This window comes from Streptomyces sp. Ac-502 (genome assembly GCF_045222935.1).
GTDB lineage: Bacteria > Actinomycetota > Actinomycetes > Streptomycetales > Streptomycetaceae > Streptomyces > Streptomyces monomycini.
Genome location: NZ_JBHFFO010000001.1, coordinates 7,868,674 through 7,886,530 on the forward strand (window position 1 = coordinate 7,868,674; position 17,857 = coordinate 7,886,530).

A 17,857-nucleotide genomic window follows, 5' to 3' on the forward strand; every position below is an offset into this window, starting at 1 on the left:
GCCTCCGCAGCAGATCGTTCGGCCGTTCACCTTCGTAGGTCCGGCCGTTCGACCGCTCGGTGGCTCAGTCGCCGGGCAGCAGCCGAGTCTCGGCGGCCGGGAGGCCTTTGGCCCACCAGTGGTCGTAACGGCGGTAGGGCGCGGGGTCCCGGTCGGCCAGGAAGGCCGTGAGCGACCGGGCCTCCGCGGCCAGTTCCTCCCAGACCTCGTCCGGGAGGGGGTGGAAGGCGGTGGCCTCGATGCCGCCGTCAGCGGGACGCCACACGCCGGCGACATAGCCGTCCACCAGCAGCGTGGGCAGTACGTCACCGTTCATGCGGATCACCAGCTTGCGGTACGCGGGCGGAATGACGCGGCCGCGGTCGGCGTAGGCGAGCAGGATGCTGTCCCACATCGCCATCAGCCTGGGCGGGGCCGGGGTGTCCTCGGCGGGCCTGGGTGCGTCGGGGACGTCGTACAGCACCGTGCCGTCCGGGCCTGCCAGTTGTACGAGGCTGTCGGCGAGCGCCTGCAACGCGGCTCTGACACGGTCCCGCCGTATCAGCGAGAACTGGGCCACGTCCGCCACCGATGCCGGGCCGAATCCCGCGAGGTAGCGGCGCACCAGCACCTGTAGGCCCGCCGCGGCCGCTTCGGGGTCGGTCAGCGCCGGCCGCCCGCTTGCCGCGACGTAGGCCTGGCGGGTGGTGAACAGCCACGGCGCTTCCGCGGGCGCGTGCCAGAGGGGGACGTACTGGCGCAGCATCCGCCAGGCCGACTGCTCCAGCGGTGCGCCGAGCCGCTCTTCGAGATGGCCTTGCAGGGCGGCGGCGGTGCGAGGCCGGTCGGCGTACGCGAGCAGCTCCGGGACTAGGGTGTCGGCATCGGCCGCCGTCAGCCCGGACGCCCGGAAACGAGCGTCGCCGAGCCTGGAGCCGCGCAGCGTCGGCTCCATGGCTTCGCGGAAGGCCCGGTAGTCCTCGGCGTGGACCAGGTGCAAGGTGACCCTCATGAGCGTGGCCTTGACCGCTTCATGACCGGACACGGCAGCGTCGAGGTCGCCCGGGGTGAAGCCGGCGAGGCGGTTCCACAGGGCGATGTACGGCGAGGCAGGCTGCTGCGCCTGGAGGGCGACCAACCGCCGCAGCGCGTAGGTGACGTCGGCCGGTTCGCGGCCGAGCAGCAACTGCCGTGCGAGCGTGGCGCGGTTGAGGGACCGCGCAGTGATCACCATGCGGTGCTTCTCCCGCCTCGCCCGGTCATCCCGGGGGCGGCCGGAACCACCTCGCGACGATCGACGTCCGCCGCACCGGGGCGGCGGGTCAGTCCCACCACAGCTCCCAGTGGCCGGCGCCCGTCAGGTGTTCGGCATACGCGTCGAGGGACGGGTGGGGGCCCTGCCGGAGGAGGTCGGGGCAGACGGCGAAGTGCTCCGCGGCGACGAGCAGGGCGTCCTCCTTGTCCGTCGGCGGCGCGGCGACGCTGAGGTGCAGGGTCGCGAAGCCGACCGCCACGACCCGGGCGCCGAAACGCCGTTCCCAGTCCCGTACGACCGCGGAGTACTTGGCGGTGTCGTTGTCGTAGTTCATCGGGCCGCTCCAGCCGACGGCTGTCAGGGCGTCGGCTCCGCTGTCCGCCGCGACGAGGCCCAGGCGTATGTGCGGCTTGCGCGCGGCGAACAACTGGGCGAAGTCGGCGGCCGCCGCGTCCGGGTCCGCTGCCGGCTCCCGGCCGGGCGCGCGCCCCGGCCACGACAGCCCGAACGGGGCGGTGGCGGCCGGGGCGCCGTCCGGCGACTGCGGGGCCGCATCTTCGCCGTCCTGAGTGTGGCTGTCGTGAGTGTGGCTGTCCTGGGCGTGCTTTTCCCACCACGCCGCGAGGAGTTCCGCGGGGGAGTGGTCCTCGGGCGAGGACATGTCCTGGGGATACAGCTCGCCCGAGGCCCAGGGCCGGAACTCGTCGTCGCCCGGACCGAGCCGGTCGAGCAGCAGCGGCCACCACCCGGTCGCGGCGTGCTCGGCGCGCAGCCGTGCCCAGAGGCCGGCGGAGGCGGCGTCGTCGCTCAGCCACAGGGGCGCCACGTCACTGTCGCCCTCGTCGGCTGTGATCATCCGGCCGGGCGGGAGGAGGGTGCCGAGGGGCGGGCTGGGCGGTTCCTTGTTCATGCCCGAATGGTAGAGGCGGGGTCTGACAACGCCCCGGCAGCAGCGTTCCTCCCCGGTGCGGCCTCACCGCACCAGAGCCGCAGCGAGGTCCCGCGGCCGCGCGGCGAACGGACTGTGGCTGCCCGGGAGGGTGCGTACGGTGAACGGGTGGGCGGGCACGGCCCGGTCGGCCTCCTTGATCATCAGATCCTGCACGGCGGGAGGCAGCGCGTGATCGTCCGCGCAGCGCAGGAAGGTGCGCGGAATCCGGCCCCACCGCGACGGGGTGACGGTGACCGGGGAATCCACGATCGCCAGTGGCAGATCGGTGCTCAGCAGGGACCGCCAGCGGTCGAAGCGGTCCGGAGGCGTGTCCTGGTAGTGGGTCTGCCGCAGCATCTCGACGTACGCGGGGTCCGGTGAGAGCGGGTTGATCCGTATCGCCCCCAGGGCTTGCGGATCACCGAGGGGGAGGCCCTGCCCCAGGGCGTCGGCGTTCTCGGGTGCGTCGATGTAGTCGGAGAACCGCGGGCGTCCACCGGGGACGAAGGCGGACAGGTAGACGATCCGGTCGACGAGTTCCGGCGCCCGCTCGGCGGCCAGTGACGCCGGGCCGCCGCCCGCGCTGTGGGCGACGAGCACGACGTTCCGGTGGTGCCGGACCTGACGCAGCGTGGCCAGCACGGCGTCGGCGCAGTCGTCCATCGTCACGTCGGCGGCCTGCGACTTCTCGGTCAGCAGACCCGGCTGGCCGGGCCGCAGGTAGCCGGTGGGCAGCGGCGCCTCGCAGCCGTGCCCGGGCAGGTCGACGGCCACACTCGCGGCACCGAGCCCGGTGAGGGCCCGCTGGGTCGGCGCCCAGTGCGCGGAGCTGTGCCAGGCGCCGTGCACGAGGACGAAGACGGTGCCGGTGTCAGTCGGGGAATCGCCGGTACGGGCCGGTGAGTCGCCCGTACGGCGGGACGGAGAAACGTTGTTCATACCGCCATTCCAGTCGACCACCGCAGCGTCATCCAGCGGAAGATCTGAGAAGGTGAGCAGCGATACCTCTGAGATATCGCCGGAAGGCTGAGAGGGCCGAGTGGGCTGAGAGGGCTGGAAGGGCTGAGGGGCCGGGAAGTCGGAGAGCCGGAGGAGGGGCGTCATGGAAGCACGGCATCTGCGGTACGCGCTCGCGCTCGCCGAGCACGCGCACTTCGGCCGGGCGGCCGATGCGCTGGGGATCGCGCAGCCTCCGCTGTCCAAGCAGATCGCCGACCTGGAACGCGAGGTGGGCGCCCGGCTGTTCGACCGCACGCGCCGCGGAGTGTTCCCGACGGCTGCGGGCGCGGCGTTCCTCGCCCGGGCACGCCGGGCGCTCGGTGAGATGACGGCGGCCGCGTCCGACGCGGGCCGGGCCGCGCGGGGCGAGACGGGCCGCCTGCGTCTGGGGTTCATCGCCTCGGCGCTGCTCGAACCCCTCCCGGTCGTCCTCGGCCGGTTCGGCCGCGAGCGCCCCGATGTGCGGCTGGAGCTGCACGAGATGGCGACCAGCCGCAGCACCACCGCCCTCGTGGCAGGGGAGCTGGACGTGGCGGTCACGCTCGGACACCCGCGGGGCGCCGGGGCCGGGCACCTCGTGTCCGTACCGATCGGCCACGACCACCTGGTCGCCGTCGTGAGCACCGCGCACCCGTATGCGGGGCGCCCGTCGGTGAGCGTGGACCAACTGCGGCACCAGCGGCTGATCGTGGCCTCCGGCGAGGACGAGCCGGCCATCTCCGCCGGGCTGCGCGCCCTGTTGGGCGAGGAGGCCGCGGCACTGTGCGGCGCGACCGTCGCGCGGGACGTCCACACGATCATCGGCCTCGCCGCCTCCGGGGTGGGCGTCGGCCTGGGGCCGTCCCGGATGGCGGCGGCCCCGCGCCCAGGGACGTGGCTGTGCGAGGTGACACCCCGTACGCCGCTGCCGGACCTCGTCCTGTCCTTCGCGGCCTCGGCACAGTCCCCGGTACTGCACGCCTTCCTCGACGTCATCCGGCGCGGCTGCCCCGATGCCGGCGCCGCACTCGACCACCGTCCCGGCCGTCGCCCGGACCCGCCTCGCATCTGACGCGCACACGCAGGCGCGCGGTGGCCGTTCCGCCCCAGTAGTGCTTTGTTAGGTTCTGCTGGCCGGCAGGAGGCGGCCGCAGGTGGTGCAGATGCCGGTCCAGCACCTGAGCAGGTCCTGAAGGGCGTCGAGGACCTGGTAGAGGGTCAGGCCGGCGTTGGGCCTTTGGGTCAAGACGCCGCAGGGTGAGGAAGGCCTGGGCGGCGGTGACGAGGGTGACGTGGTGGTGCCAGCCGCGCCAGGTGCGGCCTTCGAAGTGGTCCAGGCCCAGGCCGTGTTTGAGCTCGCGGTAGTCGTGCTCGATGCGCCAGCGCATCTTCGCCCACCGCACCAGGCCGGCGATCGGGGTGGTGGCAGGCAGGTTGGTCATCCAGTAGCTGGTCGGCTCGCCGGTTTCTTCGGCTTGTTCGACCAGCAGTGTCTTCCATGGCAGCACACCGTTCCAGCGGCTGCGTCCGCCGGCGTGTTCCTGGGCGGTGCGGGAGGCTTCCTTGCCCGACGGCCGCACCTGGAGCACGGCGAAGCGCGAGGTCATCGTGCCCTTGCTGCCCTGTCTCCAGGTGACCTCCTCGAAGGTGACGGCATCATCAACCAGGTCTGGCAACGGGCGGGCCGCCTCGCGGTAGCGGGGCAGCGTCGGCGGGCCGAGCCCGCCGTAAGCGGGCTGATACGGCTCGGCTGTGGCCGGCCGTGCGATTTCCCTGGCGTCGACGGCCAGCACGTAGGACCAGCCGCGTGCTTCCAGAGCGAGCCTGAAGGAGACACTGCGGCCGTAGCCGGTGTCGGCCACAATGACCGGCACCGCCATGCCCTGCCCGGCCAGCCGGTCCAGCAACCCCAGAGCCAGGTGCTTTTTGGACACCTGTCCGACCTCGTCGGGCGGCCCGCTCGCGCTACGAGTGGCTGACCGTGGAGAGCGTCTACACCACGTCGGCGTGGGCCTCGATCCTCGTCAGCGCGGGCGTCGCCGAATGGTTCATCGTCCAGCGTGCGGTGGTCTCGCGCCGGTAGGTGTCCGGGCCGGTGGGTCTCGGCCCATGCCACGAACTGCCACTCACCGGCCGGCGACTTCTCAGCCGGAGAAGTTGAACGCAGTGCCCAGCCCCCGCTGATCCGCCCACGCGCGGATCCACGCCAGGATCGGGACGTCCCATTGGTAGGGCGCGGCCAGTTCGAACACGATTGTCTCCGTGTGGGAGCTGCGGGCCGGCACCTTGCCTGTCATCACATCTGCCAGTTCCAGCGCGCCCACGGGGGCCGGCGGAGGAGTGTCGCCGATGAAGCCACTGGCGAAGCCGAAGGCCACCAGTTCAGGGCGCCGTGCCGTGGGTACGGCCAAGCGGGCGCCGCGTGCGAGCAGGTTGCCGCCGGCGCCGGTCATGCTGATCACCAGCGCGCCCGGACGTACGCACCCGGGGTCGGGCACCGCCGTCTCGCCAGGGGTGTAACGGCCCGCCGCGGTGATGACGTCGGCTCCGGTCACCGCCTCCTCGATGGTGGCCGCGACCGATACGCGTATCGCGTCGCCGAGTTGGGAGCGCAGGTCCGCGCCGAACGCCGTCCGGCTCTCGTGCGACGGGCTCCACAGCTTCAGGTGTGTCAGGCCCGGCATCACACGACGGATGGTGCGTACGTGGCTTCGGGCCTGCGCCCCGCTGCCCAGTACCGTCAGTGTGGTGGCGTCGGCGGGAGCGAGATGGCGTACACCGACAGCGGCGGGGACCGAGGTACGCAGCACGTTGAAGTCATCCAGCGCGATCATGCTGTCGACGGCGCCGGTGGTGCCGTCCAGCTGGATACCGAGCCATGCGTTGGGGCGTTCCCCTTGCACCCTGTTGGGAAAGAGCCGCAGGGTGGCGGGGCCGCTCGCCAGTGAGACGAACTGCGCGGCCAACTCGTCGCCGTTGGCGAGGTCCAGGCCCGCGAAGATGGTCTGCGCCCGATCGCCGGAAGCGCACTGGGCGGCCGATTTCCCGACGGCATCGATGGCGCCGTCGAGCTCGTCGTCGTCGGCGGCGAGTTGGCTCAGGTCGGAGCGGCTCAGCAGTAGCGGCATGGAAGTACCTTTCTCAGCCGGAAGGGCGCGCGGGCGGCCCTGTGTCGTCCTGCGGTGTTTTTGATGTGGGTGTACGGAGGCGGGCGCGTATGCATGCGGTACGCCCTGCCGTCGTCATCCAGAAGCGGGCGCGGCGTCCGCATCGGATGCGGCGGGCGCCCCCACCAGCAGGTCTGTGCAGGTGCGCAGCCACGCGGAGATGACGGGTTCGTCTGCCCCCGCCGCGTCTCGCAGAAGGTTCTCGAACCTCTCCACCGTCGCCGATGCCAGGGCGAGCCGGCCGCGGCCGCTGTCGGTCAGCGTCGTGCCCCGGGTCCGCAACTGCGGCGTACGGTCGGCGCGCTCGATGTAACCGGCCTTGGCGAGGGCGTCGAGGATCTTGAGCATGGTGGGCGCGGCGACTGCTGAGCGGCGGGCGAGTTCGGAGTTGGAGATGCCCGGGTGGTCTTCCAGGAGGGCGAGCACCAGGTACTGCGGTGTCGTCAGGCCGGCCTGGGTGAGGGCGGCGTCCATCCGGGACCGCAGGGTCTGCTGCAACTTCTTGAGCGCGAAGCCCAGGGACTTTTCCGGGTCTGCGTGGGAGGGCATACCCGTCAGCGTACCAACTTGGATTCGCCTGCTAACTCGGATTAGGGTGCTAATCAGGTGAGGGTGAGCAGCCCTCGCACCCCAGGACGAAGCGCCAGGAGGACCACCATGACCAGTCCCGCGACCACCATCTCCGTCACCACGGGCACGCCCCGGATCACCCTGGTCAACGTCTTCACCGTCGACCCCGAGCGCCAGACCGCCCTGGTGGAGGCCCTCGACGAGGCCACGCGGTCGATCTTCGCGAAGGTTCCCGGCTTCATCTCGGCCAACCTGCACGTCGGTCTGGACGGCACGCGCGTCGTCAACTACGCCCAGTGGGCCGACGAAGCCGGCTACGCCGCGGCTCTCCGGGACCCGGAGGTCCGCGAGCATGTGCGGCACGCCGCGGGCATCGCGCAGGCGTTCGACCAGACCCTGGCGCAGGTCCGGTCCGTGCACCACGCCGGCACGGCCGGTTCCTGAGTTCCCTCCGGGCCCCCGGCCGACCCGCGCAGTTCCCCGACGACAAGGACGTCTCATGGGCACCGTCACCGAAAGCATCGAGGCCGTCTGCTCCGACAGGCCCTCCCGCACGATCGAGCGCGATGAGCATCTGCTGCTCTCGCCGCCGCACCCCAGCCGCTTTCCGATAAAGCTCTGGCGGGACCACGAGCCCCTCGGCGTGGTCCACTTCCCGGTGGAGTACGAGGCCGTGCCGTTCGCCCCGCCGCGCGGCATTTACGAGAGTACGCAGGTCCGCGTCGAGTGGCAGACGATGGACAATCGGCAGCCCTTCTACCACCGCAACTGCGACGTCGACGAAATCTCGTACCAGATCGCGGGCGAACGCACGCTGATGACCGAACTGGGAGTCGTCGAGCACCGGCCGGGAGAGTTCTCCCGGCTGCCCCGCGGCGTCGCCCACGACAACTACGGGCGCCGGGAGAGCCACCTGCTGTTCTACACACCCGCTCCCGTCCGGGAGGTACGTGCCGGTACCCGGCAGTCCGAAGCGGTGTTCCCGCCCTTTCCCGGCTGGGAGGCAGGAGAAGTCAACGAGGCAGTCACCCAGTGCATGGGGACTCCCGGACATGACGTCACCGTCGCCCCCGTCGACGAACTGCTTTTGCTGCGGCAGGTGCACACGGACGAAGAGCGCCTCCAGGTCCTCACCGGCGCGCAGGAGTCCGGGACGACCTGGCTGTACCACGGCGCCGGATTCCGCCTGGGCACCGTGCGGCTGCTGCCCGGGGGCAGGCGGACGTACCGCCGCACGCTGGACGCCGACGAGATCCAGTACCAGATCAGCGGCCGCCGAACCCTGGTCAGCCAGCGCGGCATCGTCGAACTCGGACCGGGGGACTGCGTGCGGATCCCGCTCGGTGTCGCCCACACCGGCGTGTGCGACGAGGAAAGCCGGCACATCGCCCTTTTCTCCGACCGCGAACTCCCGCAGGTCGCCAAGACGACCCGAACCGCCGAGCCGTACACCCCGGAACGTCTGGCCGCACTTCAGCCCTGAGAGGTCTTTGTTTTCCGGCCCCGCCGTTTGAACACCCCACCGGCGCGTCAGCGCGCCGCTGTTCAGCGTTGCTGTCCGTCAGGCGCCGGCCCGACGCGGTGCGGATCCCTCCGGGGAAATGAGCGGCGCGGTGCCCCTCGTGCGCGGTACGGTGCGCCGATGTCAGCGATCAAGAAGTTTCAAGTCACCTTCGACTGTGCCGAGCCCGAGCGCCTCGCCCGCTTCTGGTGCGAGGTGCTGGGGTATGTCGTACCGCCGCCACCGGAAGGGTTCACCACCTGGGACGAATTCAACCGTACGCTGCCGCCCGAGGAGCGGGACGCGTGGTTCGCCTGTAGTGATCCCTCGGGTGTGGGTCCGCGCTTGTACTTTCAGCGTGTTCCCGAAGGCAAGAGGGCCAAGAACCGGGTGCATCTCGACGTCCGGGTCGGCACCGGGCTGGTGGGGGACGAGCGCCTCGCCACGCTGGAGGCCGAGTGCGCGCGCCTGGTCGCGCTCGGTGTGACCCACGTGCGAACGCTGTACGCCGATGAGGAGAACGAGTCGTGCATCCCGATGCTGGACATCGAGGGCAACGAGTTCTGTGTCGACTGAAGGCTCGCCGACCTCACACCCCCAGCTTCCGCGCCAGCGCCCCGCGCCCGAGGAACAGGGCAAGGCCTGTGGCCAGGGCGGCCAGGGCCAGTACGAGGAAGTACGCCGGGGACGGTGATCCGCCGCCGGCCACCTTCAGGGCGTTGCCGCCCAGGCCGCCGCCGAGCGCCCCGGCCAGCCAGAACAGGCCCACCATCTGGCTGACGAACGTCGCCGGGGCCACGGCGGTCGCGGCGCTCATACCGACCGGGGCGAAGGCCACTTCGCCTGCCGCGAGCAGCAGGAAGGCCAGCAGCAGCCACACGGCCGGAACCCGGCCGCCCGCTGCCGACGCGGCCTGCCACGCGGCGAGCGCCATCACCGTGAAGGCCGCGCCCACGCACACCATGCCGATGGCGAACTTCGCGGCGGTGGTGATCCGGTCGCCCGCCCGCTTCCACAGCGCGGCGAACAGCGGCGCGGTGAGCAGGACGAACAGCGGCAGCGCGGACTGGAACCAGCTCGCCGGCACGGTGAACCCGAGCACCGTACGGTCCGTCGAGTCCCGGGCGAAGACCGAGAAGACCGACCCGCCCTGTAGTGACATCGCCCAGAACACGGCCGAGGCCAGGAACAGCCAGACGTACGTCTTCACCCGGACCCGCTCCGCCCGGGTCAGCCGGGGGTCGCGGAGCAGGCGCCAGAAGAACAGCACGGGGACGAGTACGGTCAGCAGGCCCGTCAGGGCCATGACGTGGGCGATCCGGAACGTGCCCAGCGCCGCGTCCGTGCCGTACCCGATCACGAGGGCGGCGACCGCCAGCCCGGTGCCCCACAGCACCCGGGTGCGCTGTGCCGGGGTCGCGGCGCGTTCGGGGGCGTGGCCGACGGTGCCGAAGTGGCGGGTGCCGCGTACGTACTGCAGCAGGCCCAGCGCCATGCCGAACGCGGCGAGGCCGAACCCGAGGTGCCAGTCGACGGTCTCGCCCACGGCACCCACCACGAGGGGCGCCACCAGCGAGCTGATCTGGACGCTCATGTAGAAGAGGGCGAACCCGGCGTCCCGGCCGGCCCGGTCCTCGGGCGCGTAGAACGCGCTCAGCAGGCCGGCCATGTTCGGCTTGAGCAGTCCGGTCCCGGCGGCTATCAGCAGGAGCCCGGGGTAGAAGAGCGGATGGCCCGGCACGGCCAGCGACACATGGCCCAGGCCGATCAGGACACCGCCGTACAGGACGGCACGGCGGGCGCCCAGCAGCCGGTCGCCGATCCAGCCGCCCGGCACCGACGCGACGAAGACCGCGGCCAGGTACAGGCCGTAGAGCGCGGCGGCGTCGGCACTGCCCATGCCGAGGCCGCCGCCGGAGGCCGGGGCCGTGGCGTACAGGACGAGGATCGCCGACATCCCGTAGAAGCTGAAGCGCTCCCAGACGTCGGTGGCGAAGAGGGTGAAGAACCAGCGGGGACGGCCCAGCGGGCCGCGGTCCCCGGCTCTGGGCGGGCGGGCCGGTCCGGCGGCCCGCGGGCGTATCGGCGCGGTCATGGCTCCTCCATCACGACGCTCGGGGGAGGTGAGACTCGCTCCGGTGCGTCAAAGGCGGGTCGAGGACGGGTGGAGGCCCCGGCGCGTCGGAGGCGGTCGAGGACGGGCGGAGGTTCCGGCGCTCCGACCGCGTCGGAGGACGCGCGGGTTCGCGTACGCCGTGGGTTCGAGCCGCTGTCGAGCGCGGTCGCCGACGCTGGGCGGCGTCCGAGAACGCCGACCGAGGACGGAGGCCCGCCAGATGCCGCAGTCCCTCCCATTCCGTGTGATGTTGCGTATGGAGATCCACCCCGGCCACGGGGACGAGTTCGAGCGGGTGTGGCAGGAGATCGGGCGGCGCATCGCCGCCCAGCCGGGCAACCTGTGCCAGTCCCTGGCCCGCTCGGCCGACGAGGACGACGTCTACTACGTCGTCACCGACTGGGTCGACGCCCCGAGCTTCCACCGCTTCGAGCACAGCGAGGAGCACGTGGACAACCGCCGGCGGCTCGCCCCCTTCCGCAGCGGTGGCGAGATGCGGCTCAGTCAGACGCTGTGCCTGTTGCCGGGGAGTCCGCGCGGTAGTGGGCGGCGGGCGGGCCGTGGCTCCCGCCAGGCATCCGCCGTCACCGGCACACCCTTCGTCAGCCTCGAACAGGGCCCATGGACCGGGCCCATGAACAGGGCCCATGGACCGGACCCGTGAACCGGAGAGGAGCACCGTCGTGTTGCACCAGGAGCTGAAGGAACGGGCGGAACCCGAGTGGAAGGAGATCGTCGAGCATCCGTTCTGGGCGGGCGTGCGGGACGGCTCGCTGCCCGCCGGCGCACTGACGTACTTCGTCGAGCAGTGCGCGGGCCATGTCCTGCCCGCCTACGCACGGGCCCAGGCCCGCACCGCCGCCGCCACCCGCTGGGACCGGCACGTGGTCCTGCTGGCGCAGGCCGCGGCGGGCACGGTCCGGGCGCGGGACCGGCTGCTGGCGGCCCACAACGGACTGGACGCCGGGCTGGGCGTCCCCCGCGCCGACCCCGAGGCGCCCGCCGGGGCCATCACCCACGCGCACACCACGTTCCTGCACGCGGCGACGGCGACGACGGTGGCCGCCGGTATGGGCGCGCTGCTGCCGCTGACCTGGTTCCGGCAGCGCATCGGTGACGACCTGCGCCGGCGCCGGGTGCCCGGCTCGCGCCACAGCGCCTGGATCGACATCTTCCAGCCCGGCCCCGAGTACGCGGAGGCCGTCTCCGAGCTGGAGGACGCGTACGACGAACTGGGCGGCCTGATGGCCACGCCCGGCCGGACGGAACTCGTCGAGTACTTCACGCTGGGACTGCGTTACACCGCGTCCGTCACCAAGGCCGCCTGGGCGGAGGCCGGACAGCCCGCGGCCCGCTGAGCACCGGCGCCGGGCACCGTCCGAAGCGCCACGGGCCCGGCCCCGCACAGGGGCCGGGCCCGTAGCCCGTTCGGAGGGTTTCACCAGTCGATGACCGTGTCCCGGCGCAGGAAGACCCCGCTGGGGCCGTCGTCCGCGAGCGTCGCGGCGTCCGCGATGTGGCGGGCCGCCTCTTCGGGGGTCTGCTCCGCCTGCGGCTGCATACGGGTACGGACCAGACCGGGGTTGATGGCGTTCACCAGGACCCCCGTCCCCTTGACCTCCTCCGCCAGCATCGTGGTGAGCGCGTTGAGGGCCACCTTCGACGCCGTGTAGCCGGGGCACTGGGGGGACGGGCCGTACGCGAACGACGCGGCGCCGCTGGAGATGTTGACCACCCGCCCCCAGCCCCGTTCCACCATGCCGGGCAGGAACGCCTGGGTCACTCGCCAGGCACCCAGCAGGTTGACCTCCAGGCTGTGGCGTACGCCTTCCAGGTCGGCGGCGGAGGGGGCGGTGCCCCAGTCCGACAGGACGCCCGCGTTGTTGACCAGGATGTCGACCGGCTGCCCGGTGGCGGCCGCGCGGACCGCGTCGGGGTCGGTGACGTCGAGCGTGAGCGCCGCCGTGTCGCCGGCGGCCCCGGCGGCGGCCCGCCCGGCCGCCGCCCCGTCCCGCGCGGCGAACAGCACCCGGTGCCCGCGGCGCGCCAGTTCCGTGGCCACCGCCAGACCGAGGCCGCGGTTGGCCCCGGTCACCAGGGCGGTACGCGCCGGTCCCGTCACGTCCGTACCTCCTCGATGTAGGAGGTGCCGTGCGAGCCGTCCGCCCGGCTCCACTCCTCGCGCAGCCGCAGCCGGCCGTCCGCGAGCCGCTCGGGGTGGCTGACGCACTGCCCGGAGACCACCTCCCCGTCGGTGAGGACCTGGCAGTACGCGGCGGTGATGACCCCGTCGGAGCCGCACCGGCCGACCAGCCGGCCGTGGCGTACCCGGCCGCCGGAGAACTCCGCCCAGACCAGGTCCCGGTGCTGGTGGTAGTCGCCGGCCGGGACCTGTGCGGCACCGGGGCCCGAGGCGGTCTCCGCGGCCGTGGACCGGAAGGTCAGCCCGTCGTAGAGCGAGGGTGCCGGGGCGGCGGGCGGGCGGGCGGCGTGGGTCATCGGGAAGCTCCTGTCAGGGTGTAGCCGGACCGGAAGAAGCCGTCCGGGTCCAGTCGCTGCTTGAGCCTGCGCAGCCGGGCGAAGTTCTCCGGGCCGTAGGTCTGCTCGCCCCGGTCGGCCGTGAGGCTGTCCCGGTCCGCGTAGTTGAGGTAGCCGGCTCCCCACGTGCTGTACGGCTCGGCGAGCCGGGACACGGACTTGGCCCACTCCCGCTGCTGGGCGTCGGCCGCCGACAGCCCGGCGTCCCAGATGGCCATGCCGGTGATGTTGAACCGGGCGGTGCGGAAGGGCACCACGCCCGGCACCCGGGCCCGGTCGCGCACGGCGCCGTGGATCGGTTCGATCAGGATGGTGTCGTTGTACGGGTCGGTGATCCGCGCGGCGCGGAATCTCTCCGCCAGGGCCTCGGTCAGCTCGTCGGGCAGGCCGTCGACACAGCGCGCGCTCCAGTAGTGCCGCAGTCCGAACGGCAGCCGTCCCAGGCACTGCTGCATGGAGACGTACGACCGCTCGCCCACGGCCCAGGTCAGCGGGGTGAGCGTGGCGCGCAGCGCCTTGTCGAGCACCGCCGGGTACTCCGGGTCGTCCCCCGAGTAGCACACGCTGATGACGGCCGCGGGCTCCTGCATCGGCCCGTACCGTTCGAGCAGCAGGGTGCAGATCAGCTCGTCGGGGGCGTCCTGCATCAGGTCGCGGAAGAACCGGACGGCGGCCGCCGGGTCGTCGGCCGGGTAGGCGACGTAACCGCCGTAGACGCGCGGCACGTCGTGCAGTTGGAACGTGAACTCGGTGACGGCGCCGAAGTGGTGGCCCGCCCCGCGCAGTGCCCAGTCGGTCTCGGGGTGGGTCTGCGGGGAGACCGTGAGCGTCTCGCCGGACGCGGTGACCAGTTCGTAGCTCAGTACGTTGTCGCAGCTCAGGCCCGCGCGGCCCATCAGGTGCCCGATGCCGCCGCCGAGGGTGAGCCCGCCGACGCCGGTGTCGTCGAACGTGCCGCCCGTGGTGGCGAGTTGATACGTGCCGGCCGCCAGGTCGACGTCGGCCCAGGTCGCCCCGCCGCCGACGCGGGCCGTCCGGGCGCCGGGATCGACCCGTACTCCGTTCAGCAGCCGCAGGTCGATCACCACCCCCGCGTCGACGGACCCGGCTCCCGCGACGTTGTGCCCACCGCCCCGGATCACCGACGGCAGGCCCGTCTCCTGCGCGGCCAGGACCGCGGCCCGCACCTCGGCGGTGTCCCTGGGCAGGCAGACGGCGGCCGGGCGGTGGTCGTGTGCTCCGTTGAACAGCAGCCGCACCCGGTCGTAGGCGGGGTGCCCGGGGGTGAGCACCCTCCCCGGGCAGGCTGCCTCCAGCGTGCTGCGCACGTCGGCGCTCATGACGTCTCCCTCCGTGTGATGGTGGTGATCGGGGCGCGGCCGGTCCGGGACGTACCGGAGGAGAGGCCGGCCAGCAGGCCGCTCGCCGCCTCCCGGGAAGCGGCGAGCGCGAGCTTCGCCGAGCCGCCGCTGCCGCCGGTGAAGGTGAACAGCCGCCCCGGGGCGCCGAGTACGGGCTCCAGGGTGAGCCGTCCGGCCGGCCCGTAGGCGTCCACGGCGGCCACGGGGCGCATCAGCCGCCCCAGGGACAGGCCGGGCAGCCGTCGTGCGGCCGCGGCCCGGACGGCGCGCTCCTCGTGGTCGAGGAAGCGCGCCGCGCCCGGCTCCGCCCCCCAGCGCTCGGTGGGCAGGCCCAGCAGCATCCGGCCGGGACCGGCGGGCCGCCCGTACAGGCCGCTGGTCTCGTCGACGAAGGCCGGTGGCAGCAGCCCGCCGGCCCGGTAGACGGCGCACTGGACGACCTTCGTCCGTACGGTGTCGCCGGCGGTGACGCCGAGGGACCGCAGCAGCCGGCCCGTCCAGGCGCCGGTGGCCGCCACCAGGACGTCGGCCGTGCCCTCCTGGGTGGCGGTCCGGTACGTGACGCCGCCCTCCGGGCCGTCGAAGGCCACGGCGCGCAGCCGGCCGGACGGCACCTCCGCACCCCGGGCGACGAGGTCGATGACCGCCGCACGGCGCAGACCGTCGGGGGACAGGTGGCCGGCGTGCGGCTCCAGTACCCCGGCCGCTCCCTCCGGCAGGCCCTGCACGCCGAACTCGTCGGCCAGCCGCCGCCGGTCGCACCGCTCGGCCGTCGGCGGCAGGGCGTCCGGCACGGCGTCGTGCCCGTCCCCGTCAGCAGGGGCCAGGACGTACAGGGACGTACCGGGGCGGTAGGCGGACCACTTGCGCAGGGTGCGGCTGGCCCGCAGCTCCGCGAGGCTTGAGGCGGCCAGCCGCGCCACCTCCGGATCGCGCTCGAAGGCGCGCACCAGGCCGCCCGACGCGGCAGTGGCGTCCGGCCGGGGCGCGCCGGTCAGCAGCGTCACCCGGACCCCGTGCTCCGCGGCGAGCCGCCAGGCCAGCAGCGCGCCCGCCACCCCCGCCCCCACGACACAGATCCTCATCCGGCCCGCGCTCCTTCCGGGACCGGGGCGCCCGCCGTGCCGGTGAGCGCGCCGCGCAGTTCCGGGTCGCCGCCGGGGCGCAGCAGGCACCGGGCGGCGTACGCGGCGTCGAAGTGCTCCGGTGTCAGGGCCCGCGCGGCCCGGTCCCGCTCGGTGGTGTGCTCCGGGCCCTCGCCCGCCGGGGCCGCGAGGTCCCAGCTCGCGGTCAGGGCGCGGTAGCGCTCCGGGGTGAAGTCGGTGGAGTAGGGAGCGGGCCGGTCCCAGCACAGGAAGGCGCGCAGCACCTCGGGATCCTCGTGGTCCAGCAGGTCGTGGGCCCAGACGGCGTGGCCCCTGCTGGTGGAGAACTTGGCGCCCGACAGGTGGTAGAACTCGTTGACCACCAGGCCGCCCAGGACGTCCGGCGGCAGCCCGAACGCCAGGAACAGCGCGGGGAACTGCACCAGGTAGTAGAACGTGTTGTCCCGGCCCAGGAAGGCCCACAGCGCGTCGACGCCGCGCCAGGCGCGCACGTGCCCGTCGATCCCGGCCGCGCCGGGCTCCAGCCGCTGCCCGATGGTGTACAGGTAGCCCAGCGCCATCTCGGACCACACGTCGACACGGTGCTCCGGTGTGGTGACGGACTCGATGCCCCAGTCGGTCGGGTAACTGAGCGGGATGTCGGGCAGTTCCGGCAGGCCGAACAATTGCCGCAGCAGCAGCCGGGCGCTGGGCGGGGCGTCGGCGGCCGCCCAGACGCGGCTCAGGCCCTCCCGGTAGCGCTCCAGCGGGAGGACGGGGCCGCGTACGGTGCGCCGGGCGGTGAGCGGGGAGCCGCAGCGGGTGCACCGCGCGTCCACCAGGTTCCCGGCCGTGGTGAACCAGCCGCAGCCCTCGCAGGTACCGCCGCACGAGCCCGTCCCGCAGCGGGGGCAGTCCCCGGACACGTACGCGTGATGGGGGACGCCCGGGCAGGACGGGCAGGCGGGGGTCTCCCACTCCCGTACGGGCAGCGTCCCGGAGGTGACCAGTTCGTCGAGGAATCCGGCCACCGCGGTGCGGTAACCGACGTCGCTGAGCGGGTCGGTGAACACGTCGTGGCGCACGCCCGCCCGGTCGAACACCGCGCGGATCCGCGCGGCGTGCCCGTCGCGCTCCTCGCGCACCTTGGTGCCGCGCTGCCGCGCCCTGGCGGGGACGTAGTTCTGGTGGTCGTCCAGGCCGCACACCGTCAGCACCCGCTCGCCGCGCAGCCGGGCCGCGCGGGCGGCGACGTCGGCGGCGATGTACGGGCCGGCCAGGTGCCCCACGTGCAGCGGGCCGTTGGGGGTGGGCGGCGGGGAGAGCAGTACGGTCGTGCCCCGGCCGTCCGGTGCCGTCGCCGTGCTCATCCGGCCTCACCGGAGCCCGCCGCCGACGGCAGCCAGTAGACGCTGAGGATGCGCACCGGCTCCCCGGCCGCCTTGATGACGTGCCGCTCCCCGGGGGACAGCAGGACGGCCGTACCCGGTCCGGCCGTGACCTCCGTACCGTCCACGGTGAACACGGCGGTGCCGCCGACCACGACGGCGAGTTCGACCTCGGGGTGCTCGTCCGGCGCGCTTTCGGAATGTGCCGGAATGCGGCACCACATGGCGTCGAACGGCAGCGGCTGTTTCTTCGGGTGCTCCTCCCAGCGTCCGATGCCGATCCCGTATTCCTGACTCAGCTGCGATTCATCCAGGGTGAACGTCTGCACGGCCAGCTCCCAGCCGGTAGTCCTTCCGCGCGGCGCGCGGCCGACGGGGAGAACATCCAGGACACCGCTCAAGGAGTGGTCGAACGGGGTTGGGCGGCCCGTTCCGTACGTGCCACCATGAGGCCATGACCACCGAATTACAGGTGGGGCAGCGCCCCACCCGGTATGCGCCGCGCTCCGTGCGCACGCTGGAACACGGGACGGCGAACGGCTGGACGGTCAAGCGGTACGCCGTCTCGGCGCTGCGGGAACTGCCACCCGCGGAGGTGCACGCCTTCGCCTGGGACGCGGTGCGCCAGAGCCTCCCTGAGCCGTACGCCGAGGGCCTCTGCCACGCGTTCAGCGTGGTGCACGAGGACGCGGACGGCGTCTACGTCGTCGTCGGCTGGTGGAGCGCCAACCGGCTGATCCTGCACACCCGCACCTGGCTCGCCGACTGGGCGGACCTGAAGCGGCTGACCGAGGCCCCGGGCCACGCCACCGCCTGCGTGTGGGAGCTGGCGGCGATCGGCTGTGAGCGGGACGCCTGGGTCGAGCACGTGCTGCGGCGCGACCCGCCGGACATCGGCCGCTACCTGGCGGCCGGTGTCCACGGGGAGTACTGAAGCCCTCCGGAACTGCGTACGGCGGGGTGCCCCGTGGCGCCGCCGACGCCACGG

General features: G+C 72.9%; 19 protein-coding genes and 1 pseudogene. 7 read left to right on the top strand and 13 right to left on the bottom strand.

All coding sequences use genetic code 11. The features are described 5' to 3' along the window. Window positions 1-64: 64 nt before the first annotated feature. From ACEXOX_RS35775 to ACEXOX_RS35785, 3 genes are all read right to left on the bottom strand, one after another. Window positions 65-1,213 carry a winged helix DNA-binding domain-containing protein gene (locus tag ACEXOX_RS35775; protein WP_406524998.1) on the bottom strand — a complete coding sequence of 383 codons (1,149 nt, stop codon included), beginning with the start codon at window positions 1,211-1,213 and terminating at the stop codon, window positions 65-67. An 88-nt stretch (window positions 1,214-1,301) separates the two neighbouring features. Continuing rightward, on the bottom strand, window positions 1,302-2,144 hold the full coding sequence (locus ACEXOX_RS35780) for a DUF4253 domain-containing protein (RefSeq protein WP_406524999.1): 843 nt from the start codon (window positions 2,142-2,144) through the stop codon (window positions 1,302-1,304). Window positions 2,145-2,207: 63 nt separating this feature from the next. After that, window positions 2,208-3,104: an alpha/beta fold hydrolase gene (locus ACEXOX_RS35785; protein WP_406525000.1), complete on the bottom strand. Its 897-nt coding sequence runs from the start codon at window positions 3,102-3,104 to the stop codon at window positions 2,208-2,210. A gap of 163 nt (window positions 3,105-3,267) precedes the next feature. Between ACEXOX_RS35785 and ACEXOX_RS35790 the strand changes: the two genes are divergently transcribed. Continuing rightward, window positions 3,268-4,215 carry a LysR family transcriptional regulator gene (locus tag ACEXOX_RS35790; RefSeq protein ID WP_406525001.1) on the top strand — a complete coding sequence of 316 codons (948 nt, stop codon included), beginning with the start codon at window positions 3,268-3,270 and terminating at the stop codon, window positions 4,213-4,215. Here ACEXOX_RS35790 and ACEXOX_RS35795 read toward each other — a convergent pair. From ACEXOX_RS35795 to ACEXOX_RS35805, 3 genes and pseudogenes are all read right to left on the bottom strand, one after another. After that, window positions 4,136-5,083 (bottom strand): annotated as a pseudogene (locus tag ACEXOX_RS35795) (transposase); the annotation flags it as partial. The gene ACEXOX_RS35790 and the pseudogene ACEXOX_RS35795 overlap by 80 nt on opposite strands. Window positions 5,084-5,287: 204 nt before the next feature. Next, entirely contained in the window at window positions 5,288-6,271 is a 984-nt protein-coding gene (locus ACEXOX_RS35800) for a hypothetical protein (protein WP_406525002.1), read from the bottom strand. Window positions 6,272-6,385: 114 nt separating this feature from the next. Continuing rightward, window positions 6,386-6,859, bottom strand: a complete 474-nt coding sequence (locus ACEXOX_RS35805; protein ID WP_406525003.1) for a MarR family winged helix-turn-helix transcriptional regulator — start codon at window positions 6,857-6,859, stop codon at window positions 6,386-6,388. 108 nt (window positions 6,860-6,967) lie between these two features. Here ACEXOX_RS35805 and ACEXOX_RS35810 point away from each other — a divergent pair, with 108 nt between their 5' ends. From ACEXOX_RS35810 to ACEXOX_RS35820, 3 genes are all read left to right on the top strand, one after another. Then, on the top strand, window positions 6,968-7,324 hold the full coding sequence (locus ACEXOX_RS35810) for an antibiotic biosynthesis monooxygenase family protein (protein WP_406525004.1): 357 nt from the start codon (window positions 6,968-6,970) through the stop codon (window positions 7,322-7,324). A 55-nt stretch (window positions 7,325-7,379) separates the two neighbouring features. Beyond that, window positions 7,380-8,363 (top strand): cupin domain-containing protein, encoded by a 984-nt coding sequence (locus ACEXOX_RS35815; RefSeq protein WP_406525005.1) that lies wholly within the window; start codon window positions 7,380-7,382, stop codon window positions 8,361-8,363. 159 nt (window positions 8,364-8,522) lie between these two features. Then, complete coding sequence (locus ACEXOX_RS35820) at window positions 8,523-8,957, top strand: VOC family protein (protein ID WP_406525006.1); 435 nt, start codon at window positions 8,523-8,525, stop codon at window positions 8,955-8,957. Between the two features lie 13 nt (window positions 8,958-8,970). Here ACEXOX_RS35820 and ACEXOX_RS35825 read toward each other — a convergent pair whose 3' ends face one another. After that, window positions 8,971-10,476 carry a peptide MFS transporter gene (locus ACEXOX_RS35825; RefSeq protein ID WP_406525007.1) on the bottom strand — a complete coding sequence of 502 codons (1,506 nt, stop codon included), beginning with the start codon at window positions 10,474-10,476 and terminating at the stop codon, window positions 8,971-8,973. A 268-nt stretch (window positions 10,477-10,744) separates the two neighbouring features. On the opposite strand from ACEXOX_RS35825, the gene ACEXOX_RS35830 reads away from it, so the two are divergent. After that, the gene (locus ACEXOX_RS35830; protein ID WP_406525008.1) at window positions 10,745-11,161 is read left to right on the top strand and encodes an antibiotic biosynthesis monooxygenase family protein; all 417 of its coding nucleotides are present in this window, start codon (window positions 10,745-10,747) and stop codon (window positions 11,159-11,161) included. A 19-nt stretch (window positions 11,162-11,180) separates the two neighbouring features. After that, the gene (locus ACEXOX_RS35835) at window positions 11,181-11,855 is read left to right on the top strand and encodes a TenA family transcriptional regulator (protein WP_406525009.1); all 675 of its coding nucleotides are present in this window, start codon (window positions 11,181-11,183) and stop codon (window positions 11,853-11,855) included. An 80-nt stretch (window positions 11,856-11,935) separates the two neighbouring features. Here ACEXOX_RS35835 and ACEXOX_RS35840 read toward each other — a convergent pair whose 3' ends face one another. From ACEXOX_RS35840 to ACEXOX_RS35865, 6 genes are read right to left on the bottom strand one after another with little or no spacing between them, the layout of a single operon-like run. Then, a complete protein-coding gene (locus ACEXOX_RS35840; protein ID WP_406525010.1) occupies window positions 11,936-12,619 on the bottom strand; it encodes an SDR family NAD(P)-dependent oxidoreductase in 684 nt (227 codons plus the stop codon). Next, on the bottom strand, window positions 12,616-12,996 hold the full coding sequence (locus ACEXOX_RS35845) for a hypothetical protein (protein WP_406525011.1): 381 nt from the start codon (window positions 12,994-12,996) through the stop codon (window positions 12,616-12,618). The genes ACEXOX_RS35840 and ACEXOX_RS35845 overlap by 4 nt, the downstream gene beginning before the upstream one ends. After that, a complete protein-coding gene (locus ACEXOX_RS35850) occupies window positions 12,993-14,375 on the bottom strand; it encodes an FAD-binding oxidoreductase (RefSeq protein ID WP_406525012.1) in 1,383 nt (460 codons plus the stop codon). The genes ACEXOX_RS35845 and ACEXOX_RS35850 overlap by 4 nt, the downstream gene beginning before the upstream one ends. Beyond that, window positions 14,372-15,481 carry an NAD(P)/FAD-dependent oxidoreductase gene (locus tag ACEXOX_RS35855; RefSeq protein WP_406525013.1) on the bottom strand — a complete coding sequence of 370 codons (1,110 nt, stop codon included), beginning with the start codon at window positions 15,479-15,481 and terminating at the stop codon, window positions 14,372-14,374. The genes ACEXOX_RS35850 and ACEXOX_RS35855 overlap by 4 nt, the downstream gene beginning before the upstream one ends. Next, a complete protein-coding gene (locus ACEXOX_RS35860) occupies window positions 15,478-16,851 on the bottom strand; it encodes a class I tRNA ligase family protein (protein WP_406525014.1) in 1,374 nt (457 codons plus the stop codon). The genes ACEXOX_RS35855 and ACEXOX_RS35860 overlap by 4 nt, the downstream gene beginning before the upstream one ends. Further along, window positions 16,848-17,270 carry a cupin domain-containing protein gene (locus ACEXOX_RS35865; protein ID WP_406525015.1) on the bottom strand — a complete coding sequence of 141 codons (423 nt, stop codon included), beginning with the start codon at window positions 17,268-17,270 and terminating at the stop codon, window positions 16,848-16,850. The genes ACEXOX_RS35860 and ACEXOX_RS35865 overlap by 4 nt, the downstream gene beginning before the upstream one ends. Before the next feature lie 53 nt (window positions 17,271-17,323). Between ACEXOX_RS35865 and ACEXOX_RS35870 the strand changes: the two genes are divergently transcribed. Further along, on the top strand, window positions 17,324-17,803 hold the full coding sequence (locus tag ACEXOX_RS35870) for a hypothetical protein (RefSeq protein ID WP_406525016.1): 480 nt from the start codon (window positions 17,324-17,326) through the stop codon (window positions 17,801-17,803). Window positions 17,804-17,857: the final 54 nt, after the last annotated feature.